The 14,369-nt window shown below is 67.2% G+C and carries 29 protein-coding genes; 26 read left to right on the plus strand and 3 right to left on the minus strand.

The genetic code is table 11. The features are described 5' to 3' along the window. Nucleotides 1-591: 591 nt before the first annotated feature. On the minus strand, nt 592-969 hold the full coding sequence (locus HNP60_RS16545; protein ID WP_184155882.1) for a hypothetical protein: 378 nt from the start codon (nt 967-969) through the stop codon (nt 592-594). Between the two features lie 130 nt (nt 970-1,099). Continuing rightward, nucleotides 1,100-1,777, minus strand: a complete 678-nt coding sequence (locus HNP60_RS16550) for a S24 family peptidase (protein ID WP_184155884.1) — start codon at nt 1,775-1,777, stop codon at nt 1,100-1,102. A gap of 85 nt (nt 1,778-1,862) precedes the next feature. On the opposite strand from HNP60_RS16550, the gene HNP60_RS16555 reads away from it, so the two are divergent. Further along, complete coding sequence (locus HNP60_RS16555) at nt 1,863-2,102, plus strand: transposase (protein ID WP_184155886.1); 240 nt, start codon at nt 1,863-1,865, stop codon at nt 2,100-2,102. A 71-nt stretch (nt 2,103-2,173) separates the two neighbouring features. Here HNP60_RS16555 and HNP60_RS16560 read toward each other — a convergent pair whose 3' ends face one another. Continuing rightward, nucleotides 2,174-2,419 carry a hypothetical protein gene (locus HNP60_RS16560; RefSeq protein ID WP_184155888.1) on the minus strand — a complete coding sequence of 82 codons (246 nt, stop codon included), beginning with the start codon at nt 2,417-2,419 and terminating at the stop codon, nt 2,174-2,176. Nucleotides 2,420-2,499: 80 nt separating this feature from the next. Here HNP60_RS16560 and HNP60_RS16565 point away from each other — a divergent pair, with 80 nt between their 5' ends. From HNP60_RS16565 to HNP60_RS16685, 25 genes are all read left to right on the plus strand, one after another. After that, on the plus strand, nt 2,500-3,471 hold the full coding sequence (locus tag HNP60_RS16565; RefSeq protein WP_184155890.1) for a hypothetical protein: 972 nt from the start codon (nt 2,500-2,502) through the stop codon (nt 3,469-3,471). Beyond that, a complete protein-coding gene (locus HNP60_RS16570) occupies nt 3,468-3,737 on the plus strand; it encodes a hypothetical protein (RefSeq protein ID WP_184155892.1) in 270 nt (89 codons plus the stop codon). The genes HNP60_RS16565 and HNP60_RS16570 overlap by 4 nt, the downstream gene beginning before the upstream one ends. Continuing rightward, a complete protein-coding gene (locus tag HNP60_RS16575) occupies nt 3,734-3,985 on the plus strand; it encodes a hypothetical protein (RefSeq protein ID WP_184155894.1) in 252 nt (83 codons plus the stop codon). The genes HNP60_RS16570 and HNP60_RS16575 overlap by 4 nt, the downstream gene beginning before the upstream one ends. After that, on the plus strand, nt 3,975-4,637 hold the full coding sequence (locus tag HNP60_RS16580) for a hypothetical protein (RefSeq protein ID WP_184155896.1): 663 nt from the start codon (nt 3,975-3,977) through the stop codon (nt 4,635-4,637). Before HNP60_RS16575 ends, HNP60_RS16580 begins: the two co-directional genes overlap by 11 nt. Continuing rightward, nucleotides 4,637-4,867, plus strand: coding sequence for a hypothetical protein (locus HNP60_RS16585; protein WP_184155898.1), 231 nt, complete (start codon nt 4,637-4,639; stop codon nt 4,865-4,867). Before HNP60_RS16580 ends, HNP60_RS16585 begins: the two co-directional genes overlap by 1 nt. Then, complete coding sequence (locus HNP60_RS16590) at nt 4,864-5,190, plus strand: hypothetical protein (protein WP_184155900.1); 327 nt, start codon at nt 4,864-4,866, stop codon at nt 5,188-5,190. Before HNP60_RS16585 ends, HNP60_RS16590 begins: the two co-directional genes overlap by 4 nt. Continuing rightward, the gene (locus HNP60_RS16595) at nt 5,187-5,420 is read left to right on the plus strand and encodes a hypothetical protein (RefSeq protein ID WP_184155902.1); all 234 of its coding nucleotides are present in this window, start codon (nt 5,187-5,189) and stop codon (nt 5,418-5,420) included. The genes HNP60_RS16590 and HNP60_RS16595 overlap by 4 nt, the downstream gene beginning before the upstream one ends. Next, entirely contained in the window at nt 5,405-5,662 is a 258-nt protein-coding gene (locus tag HNP60_RS16600; RefSeq protein WP_184155904.1) for a hypothetical protein, read from the plus strand. The genes HNP60_RS16595 and HNP60_RS16600 overlap by 16 nt, the downstream gene beginning before the upstream one ends. Nucleotides 5,663-5,664: 2 nt before the next feature. Then, nucleotides 5,665-5,811: a hypothetical protein gene (locus HNP60_RS16605; RefSeq protein ID WP_184155906.1), complete on the plus strand. Its 147-nt coding sequence runs from the start codon at nt 5,665-5,667 to the stop codon at nt 5,809-5,811. Then, on the plus strand, nt 5,808-5,972 hold the full coding sequence (locus HNP60_RS16610; RefSeq protein ID WP_184155908.1) for a hypothetical protein: 165 nt from the start codon (nt 5,808-5,810) through the stop codon (nt 5,970-5,972). The genes HNP60_RS16605 and HNP60_RS16610 overlap by 4 nt, the downstream gene beginning before the upstream one ends. Before the next feature lie 91 nt (nt 5,973-6,063). Next, nucleotides 6,064-6,276, plus strand: a complete 213-nt coding sequence (locus HNP60_RS16615; RefSeq protein WP_184155910.1) for a hypothetical protein — start codon at nt 6,064-6,066, stop codon at nt 6,274-6,276. After that, complete coding sequence (locus HNP60_RS16620) at nt 6,269-6,739, plus strand: hypothetical protein (RefSeq protein WP_184155912.1); 471 nt, start codon at nt 6,269-6,271, stop codon at nt 6,737-6,739. Before HNP60_RS16615 ends, HNP60_RS16620 begins: the two co-directional genes overlap by 8 nt. After that, nucleotides 6,720-8,705, plus strand: coding sequence for a transposase domain-containing protein (locus HNP60_RS16625; RefSeq protein ID WP_184155914.1), 1,986 nt, complete (start codon nt 6,720-6,722; stop codon nt 8,703-8,705). Before HNP60_RS16620 ends, HNP60_RS16625 begins: the two co-directional genes overlap by 20 nt. Before the next feature lie 16 nt (nt 8,706-8,721). Next, the gene (locus HNP60_RS16630) at nt 8,722-9,678 is read left to right on the plus strand and encodes an AAA family ATPase (RefSeq protein WP_184155916.1); all 957 of its coding nucleotides are present in this window, start codon (nt 8,722-8,724) and stop codon (nt 9,676-9,678) included. Continuing rightward, on the plus strand, nt 9,675-10,136 hold the full coding sequence (locus HNP60_RS16635; protein ID WP_184155918.1) for a helix-turn-helix domain-containing protein: 462 nt from the start codon (nt 9,675-9,677) through the stop codon (nt 10,134-10,136). The genes HNP60_RS16630 and HNP60_RS16635 overlap by 4 nt, the downstream gene beginning before the upstream one ends. Next, nucleotides 10,129-10,764 (plus strand): DUF3164 family protein, encoded by a 636-nt coding sequence (locus HNP60_RS16640; protein WP_184155919.1) that lies wholly within the window; start codon nt 10,129-10,131, stop codon nt 10,762-10,764. The genes HNP60_RS16635 and HNP60_RS16640 overlap by 8 nt, the downstream gene beginning before the upstream one ends. After that, on the plus strand, nt 10,761-11,006 hold the full coding sequence (locus tag HNP60_RS16645; RefSeq protein WP_184155921.1) for a hypothetical protein: 246 nt from the start codon (nt 10,761-10,763) through the stop codon (nt 11,004-11,006). The genes HNP60_RS16640 and HNP60_RS16645 overlap by 4 nt, the downstream gene beginning before the upstream one ends. Then, entirely contained in the window at nt 11,003-11,692 is a 690-nt protein-coding gene (locus tag HNP60_RS16650) for a phage protein GemA/Gp16 family protein (protein ID WP_184155923.1), read from the plus strand. Before HNP60_RS16645 ends, HNP60_RS16650 begins: the two co-directional genes overlap by 4 nt. After that, on the plus strand, nt 11,692-12,006 hold the full coding sequence (locus HNP60_RS16655; RefSeq protein WP_184155925.1) for a hypothetical protein: 315 nt from the start codon (nt 11,692-11,694) through the stop codon (nt 12,004-12,006). Before HNP60_RS16650 ends, HNP60_RS16655 begins: the two co-directional genes overlap by 1 nt. A gap of 2 nt (nt 12,007-12,008) precedes the next feature. Beyond that, on the plus strand, nt 12,009-12,401 hold the full coding sequence (locus tag HNP60_RS16660; RefSeq protein ID WP_184155927.1) for a hypothetical protein: 393 nt from the start codon (nt 12,009-12,011) through the stop codon (nt 12,399-12,401). A 78-nt stretch (nt 12,402-12,479) separates the two neighbouring features. After that, the gene (locus tag HNP60_RS16665; RefSeq protein WP_184155929.1) at nt 12,480-12,977 is read left to right on the plus strand and encodes a lysozyme; all 498 of its coding nucleotides are present in this window, start codon (nt 12,480-12,482) and stop codon (nt 12,975-12,977) included. Beyond that, the gene (locus HNP60_RS16670) at nt 12,974-13,522 is read left to right on the plus strand and encodes a hypothetical protein (RefSeq protein WP_184155931.1); all 549 of its coding nucleotides are present in this window, start codon (nt 12,974-12,976) and stop codon (nt 13,520-13,522) included. The genes HNP60_RS16665 and HNP60_RS16670 overlap by 4 nt, the downstream gene beginning before the upstream one ends. Continuing rightward, entirely contained in the window at nt 13,522-13,746 is a 225-nt protein-coding gene (locus tag HNP60_RS16675) for a TraR/DksA C4-type zinc finger protein (RefSeq protein WP_184155933.1), read from the plus strand. The genes HNP60_RS16670 and HNP60_RS16675 overlap by 1 nt, the downstream gene beginning before the upstream one ends. 1 nt (nt 13,747) lies before the next feature. Then, the gene (locus tag HNP60_RS16680) at nt 13,748-14,074 is read left to right on the plus strand and encodes a DUF2730 family protein (RefSeq protein WP_184155935.1); all 327 of its coding nucleotides are present in this window, start codon (nt 13,748-13,750) and stop codon (nt 14,072-14,074) included. Continuing rightward, nucleotides 14,071-14,367 carry a VpaChn25_0724 family phage protein gene (locus HNP60_RS16685; protein WP_184155937.1) on the plus strand — a complete coding sequence of 99 codons (297 nt, stop codon included), beginning with the start codon at nt 14,071-14,073 and terminating at the stop codon, nt 14,365-14,367. The genes HNP60_RS16680 and HNP60_RS16685 overlap by 4 nt, the downstream gene beginning before the upstream one ends. Nucleotides 14,368-14,369 lie beyond the last annotated feature (2 nt).

Consider the following 14,369-nt stretch of genomic DNA (forward strand, 5'->3'; position numbering starts at 1 on the left):
CGGGGATTTCTGCCGTTTCCACGGGCGCTGCCGGGATGAGCGTGCGGCGTGGTGACCGCCTAGAGTCATGGTGAATTTAGGCGATCGTTGGACAGGACAGGCCGGAGTGGCGCCGGTTCGGGAGGAAAGGCCCCAAAAGGCCTCTCAAACGCGCAAAATGGGGCTTTCAGGGGGCGCAAAGAGCGGCGTGGCAGCCTCAACCCAGTCAAAGAACCGGGGCAGAACCGGGGCTTCTGGTGTCCCAGTTCGCGGATAACCTGCAAGGCCGCAGAAAAGGGCCGATTCCTGCGTCGAGCCGGCACGGGATGGACCGGTCGAAGTGGGACAGCTTTTTCCGTTCTGCTGACCTACGTAATTATACTTATAGACCGGCCCGTGCGGTTGCGACGACACCCCTGGGCGGGAGTGGGCGGAAGCTGGCTTCCTGGTGGGGGGGGAAGCCTTGGGGTGGAGTTGGGGGCACTGCCGGATATAGCAACAAGGGCCCTTGGTGCTCGCACTAAGGTCCAGAGGAGGCGAGCATTGCTATCCGCCGCTGGATAACAGCGAAAACCCGACCAGCCGCCCGGCCTGGACGGCTCCTGCCTTGTCTCAAGGCGCCTTCGTCTCACCTGTGCGCTGTGCCCGGTCGAGGGCGTCGAGTTCGTCCAACGTCATCACAGGCAATGTCACCATGCGGTGAGCGCCGTCATAGATGGCGCTGGCGGTGTTGGGCTTACCGATTCGGCGCAGCCAGGCCATGATATCCCGCTCCGCCTCCGCATAGCCGCGTCGTTCCGCCCGCGCCTCCGCTTCCTCAAGCGATTCGTCGGCCGGTACATCCTCGATCGAGAGGATACCGCGCTCGCGGGGATAGTCCCTGCCCTGCAGCGCCTGCCGAAAGATATAGTCGACCGAAACGGATACCGCCGTGGTCCAGCCTTTCACGATTGCCGGGTCATAGATGATCAACGCGCGCTTCGTCTTCATGAGAACATCATGCGAACAGATGGGCGAGCCGTCAACGCCGGTCAGATGGGAAGATGTCCCAAAATCTGCTGGACAAAGCCCCATGCAACAAGAGCGAGTAGGACGGCAAACTCGACCTTGAGCAGCATGCTCAGACCTTCTTTACGATCGCGACGACACGGCCGAAAACGTGCAGCTCATCGTCAACGGCCACATCGGGCGGCACTGATGGATTGTCCGACAGAATTTTGACGCTTCCGTCGGGCATGGGGCGCAGCCGCTTTATCATGCCGACCTGGCCGAAAGCGATCGCCCAGTAGAGATCGCCATAATCGACCCTCTGCTCCGTGCGATCGATCAGAATGATGTCTCCATCACTGATCGTCGGCTCCATCGAATTGCCCCGACCCTTTGCCCAGCAAAGCTGATCGGGCGGGCTCGTGGTGATCTGCCGGAGCCAGGCGCGCGAGAAGGATCGCACCTGAATTTCGGGATGCTCGTCCATGAATGCGCCGCCAAGGCCGAAGCGCAGATCAATCTCCGCAACCTCGACCAGCTCCGGGCGACCGTCCTCTGCCGGCCGATAGGTCCCGGCGACCTTCGGCACCGCAACGCTCGCCTCCTGCTCGGTCCACCCCGGATAAGTGGGGAAGCGGGCCCGCAGTTTCTCCAGCGTTGGCTGGCTTAGCCGGGTCGTCGCTGTTCCATTGTAGGGGCGATTGATGGTGGTCACCGCCACGCCGGCTGCACGAGCGAGCGCGGCCGGCGTAAGCCCTGCGAACTCCGCGAGCGCGCGCACCAGCTGCCGATCCTGTTCAAGCCCGTCCATGCGAAGCCGTTAGCAGATACGCTAATGCCCCGTGATTAGCATCATTGCTATTGCAGATTAGCAATGATGCTATTATCCATGCCTCATGGATCAGGAAGCCGTCATCGCCGACATCGAGGCGCGAGCGTTCGCCGCCCGTGTTTCCATCAGCTCCATCTGCAGGCTGGCGGGGGTCCATCCCACGACGTTCAGCCGCTGGAAGAAGTCGGACGGCAACCCGCAGCCGATCAGCGCCAACATGTCGAGCATCGAAAAGCTCTATGCCGCTCTCGCCGAGATCGAGGGCCGCAAGCGCAGGATGGCCCGGAAGGCGGTGCGGGCATGAGTGGCCGATGGGACGCATACCGCGCGGCGATCCGCGCGGCGGTCGACGCTGAGCAGACCATAGCCGCACGGTCAGTCATTGGCCGGGATGACGGCGCGGATGCGCAGCTCGTCAAGCAGCAGCTCCAGCGCCTCGGCCGCTTCCGTCTGCCCAACCTGCAGGGCCGCGCGGCGCTTCACATCCGCGCTCTGCGCCGTCGCCTGCGCGCTGCCCGGAAGCTGCCGGTCCACCGCTTCGATGTGCGCCATCAGCATCAGCCGCAAGCCTTCGATCATCGCGCCGGCCCGGTCCGGATCGTCTTCGCCTGCACTGCTCATGGGCCCTCCAGTCCTGCTTCAACTGCCGCTGACGCTAACAGCGCCGCCGGCTCCCCGCATCGTCTAAGTGGAGACCAGAATTGAGCGCTCGCGCCTCCCTCCTGACCGGAGCAACACTCTTCGACCTCGATCCTTCCGAGATCGAGACGGCCGACCGGATCGGCTTCCTGCATGTCGACAAGGCAGCGGCGCTCGGACGACTCATGGCAGTCGACGGGCAGCGCGATCCGATCAAGGTCACGAAGAATCGCAAGGGTGCCGCGCGACCGTGGCGCCTCGTCACCGGCATGCACCGCACGCACGGCGCCGAGCTGGAAGGCATCAGGGTCTGGGCGATAGAGGTCTCAGGCAAGCCGGAAGACCTCGCCGACCTTGAGGCGTCCGAGAATCTGCACCGGCGCCCACTGGCCCCGATCGAGCGCGCGAAGTTCGTCCATGCTCTTGCCATGGCGGCGCAGGAACGGCTCGCCCGCGAGCATGGCAATCTCAAGCAGCAGCAGCTCGCCATCAAGGCCCGCTGGCAGCGCGTCAAAGGGGGCGAACTTCGCGCCGAGCAGGCCCTCCAGGAGGAGAGCGACGATACGGCGGACAAGATGTCCGCCGTATACGGGTGGCAGGATTCGGCGGCCGATGCGCTTGCCCTGGACAAGCGGACGATCCGGCGCGCGCTGGAGCTTTTCCACCTTGTCGTCGAGCCGTTCCCCGACCTGATCGAGCCGCTCGCCCGCCATCCCGTCGTTGGCGAGAACGGGGCCCAGCTCAAGATCCTCGCCGACATCCGCAACGAAGATCAGCGCCGCAAGGTGATCGAGGCGCTGCTCGCCGATGACGGGCTCAATGCAGAAGATGCGCGGATCAACGTCGGCGTCTCCAGTCCTGCCGGGCCGGCGCCGCAGCCACATCAGAAGCACGTCAACGCCGTTGTGGGCAATCTCGATCGGCTGAGCGCCAGCCAACAGAAGCGCTTCCTCGGCGAGTTCGTCTCGGCGCTCAAGACGATCGAGATCAAGCGGCAGCTGCGCGACATCCTTAACGAGGAGTTGGGCGAATGAACCGCAAACGTCGTGCCGAAATCGACGGGCTGATCGCTTCCCTGCGGGAGATCGAGAGAGAACTAGGGCGTCAACAGGACATCCTCGCGGATATCAGCAGCGACGAAGAAGCCTATCGTGACGCCATCCCTGAAGGACTCTGGGAGAGCGAGCGCTACCTCAGGGCTGAAGCATCGGCCGAGGCGCTCTGCACCGCCCATGACGAACTGGTCACGCTTTTCGACTTCGACAGTGTGATCGCCTCTCTTGAGGAGGCCAAGCAGTGAGTTGGCTTCCCAGCATCACAATGAGCCGCTGGTGTTCATGCGAGAGCGATGACGCGACCTTCGAAGGCCGCGAGGTCAGCCTGCGCTGGGGACGGATGCTGTTCGTGATCGCCTGCGGGCGGAAGGACGTCATCGTCCCGCCACACAAGGCTGGCGCGAGCGACCAAGCAGACAAGGGGATCGCGGGCGGCGCGAAGAAACACTTCCGCTACCAGCAGTCCAAGGGAGATGGCGACTATGCGCGGTGACATCTCCACTGGCCGCGCCAAGAACCGGCATCCGCTCGACTGGTATGTGGAGCAGGGCTGGGAGTGGGACCAGATCGTCCGCGAGATCGGGTTGGCGCCCGAGCTGGAGCCGGATTGCCATGTGTGGGATCCGGCCTGCGGCTATGGGCACAGCGGCCAGCGGCTTGAGGCTTATGGGCTTGGCGGCCGCATCATCCTTTCCGACCTGGTCCAGAACGTCGAATGGGATGAGTTCGAGACGGCACCGCGTTTCTTCGCGGCCGATTTCCTCGTGCTCGACCGGGCGCCGGCTCCGCGCTGCTCGATCTGGACGAATCCTCCCTACAGCTATCGGGCCGGCATCCTTGAGGCCTTCGTCCGGCAGGCAATGCGCCTCGCCACGGACCGTGTCGTCATGCTGGTGGCGCACAAGTGGCTGGCACCGGGCAAGAACCGCTCGCCGTTGTTCCGGCAGGATTTCCCGCCTGAACTGGTGCTCATCTTCTCCCAGCGGCCTTCGATGCCGCCCGGCGATCGGCTCCATGCCCTTGGCAACCGCGCCTATCGCGGCGGCGTGATCGACTATGCGGCGGTGGTCTGGGACGTGCGCTGCCCGACCAAGCCCGGCGACACGCGGACCGTCTGGCTGCCGCCCCTGGGGAGGACACGCTGATGGTCGCGCAGGCAATTTCAGCCAAACAAATCAGGCTGCTCAAGGTGCTGCGGGAGCGCGATACCATGATCGCGCGGTGGGATCATGGCGATCTTGCCTGGCTGGCACGGCGCGGATTCGTAAAGGGTCAGCACAGTTACACGACGAGCGGCAGGCTTTCAGCGCAGTATATCTGGCTGCTGGATGAGCGCGGCCGGGCCTTTCTTGAAGAGGAAAGGGCCGGCCAATGAACGACTTCCGCGATATCTTCGCTCTCACCGCGTCCCGCGAACCGGCCAATTTTGGCGCCGTCTTCGACCTGATGAAGGCGCGCAATCTCGCGGCATTGCCCTGGCATTTCGGCTCGGTGTCTTTCGAGCTGTTCGAACTGGCTGAGGACCCGGCGCGACGTCGCGTGCAGGACGAAGTCGGGTGCTGCCTTGAGGGCGACACCTTCTATCTCGGGCTGTTCAAGCGCGACGGATCGGCCTCGATCGCAGCGATGCCGGGCTGGATGGCCGACGGGCTCGCCCACTTCATCCACTTCGACATTTGCGGAGCAGCGCGGCCATGACCAAGCGCACCTGCCCAGCAGCTGGCTGCATCAGCTGGACGGCACCCGGGAAATTCATGTGCCGCCCGCACTGGTTCGGGCTGCCGAAGCCGCTTCGCGATGAAGTGTGGCGGACGTGGCGGATCATCGAGAGCGCGACGCATCGCCGTGCAGAGCCGGAGCAGCGGCTCGCAGACATCCGCGCCTATCGCGCGGCCTGCGCCGCTGCCGAAGCATGGTGGAACGACTGATGGGCCGCACCGTCAATCGCGCCGCAGAGTTGCGCGCCGCCCGCGAGGCTTTCGAGCTGGCGATGGAGCTGGGCTGCACGCCGCGCGCGGCGGCGCACGAGTTGCGCCGTCGCAGGCTGGCCGCACTGCGCGCCTGCGGCCGGCACGCCGACGCCGCCCGGCCACCGGCCGAACCCGATCTCTCCGCGCCCGGCGCGGCAGGTTTCAGCGACTGGCACTCGCGCTGGATGATGAGGGATTGACCATGAGCAATATCCGCCCCGCACCGCTCGCGCTCACGCCGGAGACTGTCCGTGCCGTGACGATGGGCACGCCCGCGACGCGCATCGCCTATGTGCCGCTGCTGCCGATCAAACTGGCCGATGGCCAGCGCCGGAAGGTGAAACCATGATCCGGCTCGCCGCATGGCTGGCAGGCAGCAGCGTCCGCCCCTGCATCCCCTCGGAGCCCCGCCGGATGGACGGGCGCGGGCTGCTCCTCGGCCTTGCCCCCGCGCTCGCGGCGCTCGTGTTCGTCGCATGCATCATCGCGATATGGGGGATGATGCCATGATCGATGAACTCGGCCTGCTCACGGCCCGCGCCATCATGCTCGTGTTCATGGTCTCCGGCGCGATCGGCTGCCTGCTCGGATGGTTTTCGAGATGAGGCGCGCGCGGCCCAATCCCTATGCGCCGTTCCGCGAGGAATGCACCCGCCGCTGGAGCAGCATCACGCCGTTCCGGCTCGGCATGGTGATCGGCTCGGCCGGCGAGCCGCTGATCTGTCCTTATCCGGGCAAGGCCGCTGCCCGTGCCTTCGAGCAGGGCCGCATTCGCGGAATCAGAAGTCCGCTGCGGAGGCTGAGCGATGGCTAAGGCCAAGCCTCATCCCGGCCAGATAGCGTTCGCCTTCGATCCACCGGCAGCGCCGGTGGGTCCGGCTGCGCTGGCGGGGCTGGAGCGGCGCATTTCCGGCGCCACGGCGACCATTCTCAATTCCGATCCGCGCAGCCGCGAAGTGATCGCGGCCGAGATGAGCGTGCTGCTGGACGAGGAGATCAGCCGCGCGATGCTGGATGCCTATGCCAGCCCGGCGCGCGAGGGACACAAGGTCATCATGTCGCGCTTTCTCGCGCTCGTGGCCGTCTGCGAGCGGCACGACCTGCTCGACCAGGTGCTGCGCGAGATCGGCGCCGCCGTGCTGGTCGGCGAGGAGCTGCACACCGCGCGGCTCGGCCACCTCGATCGGCAGATCGCCAAACTGAAAATCGAAAGACAGCGCCTTGCTGGCACGGCGCCGCTCATCCGGGGGAAGAAGCATGGCCACGGCACCCATTGAAGATCGCCTGCCGCTCGACGAGGCGACCATGCGTGCGTGGTTTACCGCCGCCGAGCTGGCCGAGCTGCGCCTGCCCGGTCTCCCCACGGACAAGCGCGCCGTCAATCGCCGCGCCCGCGACGAGCGCTGGCAGTACCGGACCGACGCGAGCGGCGCGCTGCTGAGCCGACCGCGTGCCGGCCGGGGTGGCGGGACCGAGTTCCACGTCTCGCTGCTGCCCGGCGCCGCCCGGCTTGAGCTTGCGCGGCGCGGCATCGGTGCGCGACCGGCCCCGGCGGAAGCAGAGGCCCAGAACGGCGGCAGCTGGCGCTGGTATGACGGGCAGACGGCGAAGACCAAGGCGGAGGCCGAGCGGCGTCTTGCCATCATCGCGGAACTGCATCTGCAGCGGGAGGCCGGGGAGACTTGGACGGCAGCGGTCGCGGCCGGCGCCCGGCGGCACAGCGTGGGCAGTTCCACGCTGTGGAGCTGGCTGCGCCTGGTCGAAGGTGTTGCGCGGCCCGACTGGCTTCCCGCCCTGGCGCCGCGCCGGAAGGGCGGCGGGGCCGAGGCGCCTATCGATCCCGAGCTGTGGCATATCTACAAATCGGACTGCCTGCGCGCATCGAGTCCGACCTTCACCAGCTGCTACGAACGAACGGCCGATATCGCGGCTCAAAGAGGCCTTTCATTACCCTCTGAGAGGACGCTTCGGCGGCGGCTGGAAAGCGAAGTCCACCCCAGCGTCCTTCGGCTGGCCCGCGAAGGGGAAGAAGCGCTGCGGCGCTCGATTCCCGCCCAGCGGCGCACGGTCGAACATCTGCGCGCGCTCGAATGGGTGAACGTGGACGGCCACAAGTTCGACGTGACGGTGGGCCACCCGGTGACGGGCAAGCCGATCCGCCCCGTCATGGTGGCGCTGCAGGACATCCACAGCAGCAAGGTGCTGGCATGGCGCGTCGGCGAAACCGAAAGCGCGGCGCTCGCGCGAATGGCCTTCGCCGACCTGATCCGTAACTGGGGCATCCCGAAGCACTGCCTGCTCGACAACGGCCGCGGCTTCGCCAGCAAGTGGCTGACCGGCGGCGCCCGCACCCGATTCCGCTTCAAGATTCGGGACGAGGAACCGACCGGCCTGCTGACCGCGCTGGGCGTCAATATCCACTGGGCGCTGCCCTATCGCGGCCAGTCCAAGCCGATCGAGCGGGCCTTCCGGGACCTGTGCGACACCATCGGCCGCTCGCCCGACGCGGATGGCGCCTACACCGGCAACAACCCGATGAACAAGCCGCACAACTACGGCAGCAAAGTGATGCGCTGGGCGGACTTCCTCGCGCTCGTCGACCGGGAAATCGCGCGTCACAATGCACGGCTGGGCCGCAAGGGTCGCCACTATGCCGGCCGCAGCTTCGACGAGGTGTTCGCGGCCAGCTACGCGACCGCCGATATCGGCAAGGCGAGCCCCGACCATCTCCGGCAGGCGCTGCTGGCGGCCGAGCAGAAGCGCGTGAACCGCCAGACCGGCGAAGTCGAACTGTTCGGCAATCGCTACTGGGCGCCCGGCTGCGATCTCGTGCGCGGCCAGCTCGTCACGGTGCGGTTCGACCCGGACGATCTCCACGGCGAGGTCCACCTGTATGGCCAGGACGGCGCCTATCTGACGACGGCGCCGGTCATCATGGACACCGGATTCGACAATGTCGCGGGCGCCAAGGCCACCGGCAAGCGCTGGGCGGAGCATCGCAAGCGCATCCGCGACGGGCTCGCGGCCGAGCAGCTGATCGCCGCCGAGGAACTCGCGCGCCTGCTGCCGGCCGCCGCCGAACCCTCCATGCCCGAGCCCTCCGTGCTGCGCACCCATCGCCATCGCGGACAGACGGCCGCCGCGCTTCGCGCCGCGCCCGAGCCGAAGGCCGCGCAGGAGGCTGCGCCCAACCCCGAGTTCAACCGCCTCGCACAGCGCGCCGCGCTGCGACTGATCGAGTAGAAGAAGGAAGCCCCGCATGATCCACATCGATACTTTGCCGATCGACGTCGAGGAGGTGCGCGACTGGGCCAACGCCTATCGCGACAGCTTCTCGCCACCGCTCAGCTGGCCGAAGTTCGGGCAGTCCGTTGGCCTCCCGCACGGCACCCTGCAGCCCTTCTGCAAGGGCAAATATGCGGGTGACAACGAGCGCATCGCCCGCCAGCTCTACAAGTTCAAGCAGGGGCTGGAGAGCCGGGACGCGGTGCGCCAGTCGATCCCGGTCGACCCCGGCTATTTCGAGACGCCCACCTCGCTTCTCATCCGCGAGCTGCTCGCGGTGGCGCACAGCGGCACGATCACGGTCGGCGCCTTCGCGCCTGGGCTGGGCAAGACATACACCGCCGAGGACTTCACTGGCCGTGTGCAGCCGGTCTCGATGATAACCCTCGACGGTATCACCGGGACACGCAACGGCATCATCCGGGCGACGGCCGACGCACTGAACGTCGCACAGTCGCGCTGGGTGAGCGAACTCAACACGCTCGTCGTCCGGCACCTGCGCAAGGCGAAGGGCCTGCTCCTCATCGACGAGGCGAACCACGCTACCCCGGAAGCGCTCGAACAGCTGCGGAGCTGGCATGATGCCACTGGCGTCGGCATCTGCCTGCTCGGCAACGAGGAGCTGCTCGGCAAGATCACCAGCGGCGTGTCGTTCGCCCGCCTCAAGCGCCGCATCCGCCGCAGTGTGGTGCAGCAGGTGCCGCTTGAAGGCGACATCATCGCGTTCTGCGACGCCTGGCAGATATCGGACATCGGGATCCGCGCACTGCTGAAAAAGCAGGCGATGCAGGGTGCATCTGGCGGCCTCGGCGAACTGACGCAGATCGTCAGCGACGCCGCCGTGCTCGCCGACGAAGACGGCGGCCGGCTGGAGCTGGCGCATGTGCAATGGGCCATCCAGCGCCGCAAGATCGAGATCGTCCGGCCATGAGCATCTCGATCGCCACCGTCATGGCCGAGGTCGGCCGGGCGCACGGCGTCACGGTCGAAGCGCTCCGCAGTGACGACAAGCACGCGGCCCTGTGCTGGCCGCGCCATGTCGCGATGTGGCTTGCCCGTGAACTGACCTCCAAGAGCCTCGTTCAGATCGCCCGGCAGTTCGGCCGGGCCGATCACACCACCGTGCGCAATGCCATCTTGCGCGTCGAGCGCGGGCGGGAAGCCGACGCGGACGTCCGCACGGAAACGGATGAGCTGCGGCATCGCATCGCCGGTTCGCTCGCCGCGACCAAGGTCAACGAACTGGCGGAGGAGCTGCTGGCCAAGCGCCCGGCGGACCGGTCGGTGAGCGGCCAGCTCGTCGGCCTCCTCTGCACCGAAATCCTGCGGCTCCAGGGCGAACTGAGCCGGTCCCAACCCCACCAGATGAAGGAAACAGCACATGACTGATATCGGCACCGGCCGCCGCGAGATCGACGGCCAGACATACATGATCGACGGCAAGGGCGGCCTGATTCCGATCGGCGTCATCAAGGCGCAGGAGCAGCTGCAGGATGACCTCGTCCGCAAGATCGTGGGTTTCGCGATCCCGCTCTCCGAGCAGATCACGCGGTTCCGCGAGCATTGCCTTGAGGACGTCGACGGCTTCGTCGCGATGCTCGACCAGGAATATGGCGCCAAGCGCGGTGGGCGGAAGGGCAACCTCTCGTTCGTTTCCTATGACGGGCTGCTCAAGGTGGACGTGCAGGTCGGCGAAACGGTGAGCTTCGGCCCCGAGCTGCAGACCGCCAAGGAGCTTGTGGACGAGTGCCTGCGCGACTGGACTGCCGACGCGCGCGAGCAGCTGCGCGCCGTCATCACCCGCGCATTCGATGTGGACGCGCAGGGGCGCATCAATCGCTACAACCTGACCTATCTGCTGCGGATGGAGATCGCCGACGAGCGCTGGCAGGAAGCCATGCGCGCCATCCGCGACAGCATGCGCGTCATCGGGTCCAAGCGCTACATCCGCATCTACCGACGCGCCGCCAATGACGGCGCGTGGTCATCGATCAACCTCAACATGGCGGGTGCGTGATGGACGCGCCGGAGATCGCCGTCGGCACGGGTGTCGACAATGAGGGCGTGAGCGTGGTGCGCCTCGTCATCGTATTCGACGGCGCGCAGCAGTGCGTCGTCGATCTGATGCCGGAGAATGCGCGCGGCATGGCGGCTATCCTCGCGGAAGCCGCTGCGCGTGCAGAGACAGAGGACGCTGAGAACACGCGCGTCGCTCAGCTCCTGCTCAACGATCTGGAACGCCGGGAGGGCGGGCTGTGACCCGCGCCGTTGCCGCCCGCTTCGATCCTTCCACCCAGCATCGCCGGTCGCTCATCGCGAAGGTGCATGTGGCGCGCAAGGAGCTGGCGCTGGACGATGACACCTATCGCGCCGTGCTCGCCGAAGTGACGGGGCGGACAAGCGCCGCCGATTGCGACGAGGCGCAGCTCGTCGCGCTGGTCGATCACTTCAGGCAGCGCGGTTTCGGTCCCAAGGTCCGCCGCGCCGGTGCGGCCAGGGCGGATCATCCCTCCGCCCGCAAGGCACGGGCGCTGTGGATCTCGCTGCACCAGCTCGGCGTCGTGCACAATGCATCGGAGCATGCGCTGGAAGCATTCGCGGCGCGCCAGCTCGGCTGCGAGCGCATGGCCTGGGCGCGGCAGTCCGAATGCTATCGGCTGATCGAGGCGCTCAAGGCCATGGCCGAGCGGGCGGGCTGGGCGCAGCGCGGGCCGGATGGCGAGGCGCTGCGCCTTGAGGCGCTGCACGAGGGGCTGTGCATGGCCATCCTCGGCAAGCTCAAGGCCGCCGGTGTCGCGCCCAAGACCATGACTCTGTCCAGTGCGATCTTTGCATTCGGGGGCATCCGTCCGGGTGCGCCATGGGGAATCGATTCTTATCCGGCGATTGCCGCCTCGTTCGGCGAGTGGCTGCGCCGGGCCGGACAAAGCACGGGAGAGGCGTGATGACACTGGCCAACGCGATTGCGCGGATGGAGCGCGTGCTGATCGACCATGGCAAGGCGACCGCCAACCTGCGGGCCGATACCGACTATGACGCCTGGTGGAGCGCCCGGAAGGCAGTCGACAAGATGAGCACGGACGCGCTGACCTCAGCCGGAGCGGCGGTGACGTCGGACTGGCGCGGCGCCGCGATCCGGCTGGCGGGCGTCCGGTCGACGAGCACGTGCGGCCTGCGCGGCGCGATGACCAACTGGCTGCGGCTGGCGCGCGATCGGCATGCCCGGCAGCAGCTCGAAGACTTCGGCAAGGCCGACTGACCTTGACCACCGCGCGCGCCTTGCTCCCGGGTGTCCTCGCCGAGATCGCCGACGTGGCGGGCGAGGACGCCGCGCGCGCGATCCTTGACGAACATGCCGGGCAGCGCATCTATCTCCCGGCTGCGCCCAGGCCTGACCACTGGCTCTGCGCGCTGATCGGCCACGACCAGGCCGTCGCCGTGTGCGACCGGCTCACGGCGGGCGTGGCGCATATCGTGATCGAAATCCCTCTCGCCGATCGCGGCACTGCCCGGCAGCTGCAGGCGCGGATCGACCAGATGATCCGCGAGGGAAAGTCGGAGAGTGACATCGTGCGCGCAACGCGGGTAAGCGTGCGGACGGTCCGCCGCCGCCGCGCCCGAATCAGGGACGATCGGCAGCACGTCCTTTTCTGATCCGGCCCCGGCCCCGGCGCCCTTCTGCGGCCAGCTGGCCGCATGTCAGCAGCCCCGCCACATCGCCAGAACGGCGGCATGGCCGACAGCTCATCCTCCTCCCCATCGATGTCGTCCGCCGCCCTCCCGCTGGGGCTGACGGCAGCCGTCGTCACCGCGTCCGTCGCATTCATCGCGCCGTGGGAAGGAACCAGGCTCGTGCCTTATCGGGACCTTGCGGGCGTCTGGACGGTCTGCAGCGGCGAGACGCGGGTGGAGATGCGCCGTTACAGCCGGGCGGAGTGCGACACGATGCTGCGCACCGCCGTCTCCGAGACCTACGGTCAATGCGTGCTCAAGGCCGTTCCCGGCCTCCGGCGCCGGCCGGACCAACTCGTCGCATCCATCTCGCTTGCCTACAATATCGGCTGCGATGCGTTCGAGCGCTCCACGGCCGCCCGGCGCTTCAATGCCGGGGACTGGAAGGCCGGCTGCAATGCCTTCACCAAGTGGGTCTACTCTGCGGGCAAGCGCGTCCAGGGCCTCGTCAACCGCCGTGAGGCCGAGCGCAAGCTGTGCCTGAAAGGGCTCTCATGAGCCTTGCAACGCTTTCCCGCTTCTGGTGGGCGCTGCCCTTGCTGGCGCTGCTGGGCACCAACGCGCTCACCCGCTGCACGCTGGCTGACCGGACGCGCGCGCTGAGCGACGAGCGCAAGGCCCATGGGCAGACTGCCGTGGACCTTGCGGCCGAGCGCGCGGCCCACAAGCAGAGCGTCGCCAACTACCGCGCCGCCGCCGAGACGGCACGCGCCCAGGACGCTGCGAACAAGGCGCGGGTGGAGCGCGAACAGGCCACCATCAACCGGGAGACCGTCGATGATTATGAAGCTCGCCTTGCCGCTGCTCGCGCTCTTGCCGAGCGCCTGCGCGCGGACCGCGCCGCCAGCGCCCGTGCCGGCAGTGCCCCAGTCGCGCCAGTGCCCGGCACCGGCCAGTCCGCCGGCCGAGCTGATGAAGCGACCTGCGAAGATCGACTTCCTTTCGCCGACGCGCTGACCGCCACCGAGCAGGCCATCCAGCTCGATGCGCTCATCAGCTGGGTCCAGCGCCAGACGGCGGTGGACGTGGGCGGAGAGCACTGATGCGGGCCGGCGAGCGCGCGATCGAGCATGCCGAGGCGATGGTGGCGCTGGAGCGCGACGTCGCCATTTCCCGCATCCGCCGCGCCATCGGCGAGCCCGGATCGCGCCATTGCGCGACATGCGGCGAGGCAATCGAGCCGGAGCGCCGGGCCGCCATGCCCTCCGCCCGGCGCTGCACGGACTGTCAGGAGGGCCACGAGCGGGCCGGAAAGCGGGGATGGTAGGATGGACTTCGAGGTGAGCATGCGACTGCTGACGGCAGCGGCCGTGATGCTGGGCATCATCAATACGATCGCCGTGTGGATGCAATGGGGCCGGCGCGAGCTGACCACCAAGGTGGAAGGCATCCGCGAAACGCTCGACGAGCAGGACGGCCGCATCCAGGCGATCGAGAGCGAACTCAAGCATCTGCCGAGCAAGCAGGACGTCCATGACCTGAAGATCAGCGTGACCGAGATGAGCGGCAAGCTGGGGGCCTTCGACACGGAGCTGGGCAGCGTCGGGCGGACGGTGCGGCGGATCGAGGATCATCTGCTGGGGACGAAGCCATGAGCTATTCGGACGCGATCACGGCCGACGCACGTCTGTGCATCCTCAAGGAACTGGCGCGGCAGGTCGATGGGCGGCTCAACGAGGTCGGGCTCACCCATGTGCTTGATGCCTTCGGCATCCGGCGGCCGCGCAGCTGGGTCCGCACCCAGCTCCTCGCGCTCGACCAGCTCGGCGCGGTCAAGGTGACCGAGCTGGGCACGGTGATGGTCGCCAGCCTGACGAAGCTCGGCCGGGACCATGTGGAGCGCCGCCAGATCGTCGACGGCGTCGCGCGCCCCTCGGACGAGGACTGAGC

The organism is Sphingobium lignivorans (genome assembly GCF_014203955.1).
Taxonomy (GTDB): Bacteria; Pseudomonadota; Alphaproteobacteria; order Sphingomonadales; family Sphingomonadaceae; genus Sphingobium; species Sphingobium lignivorans.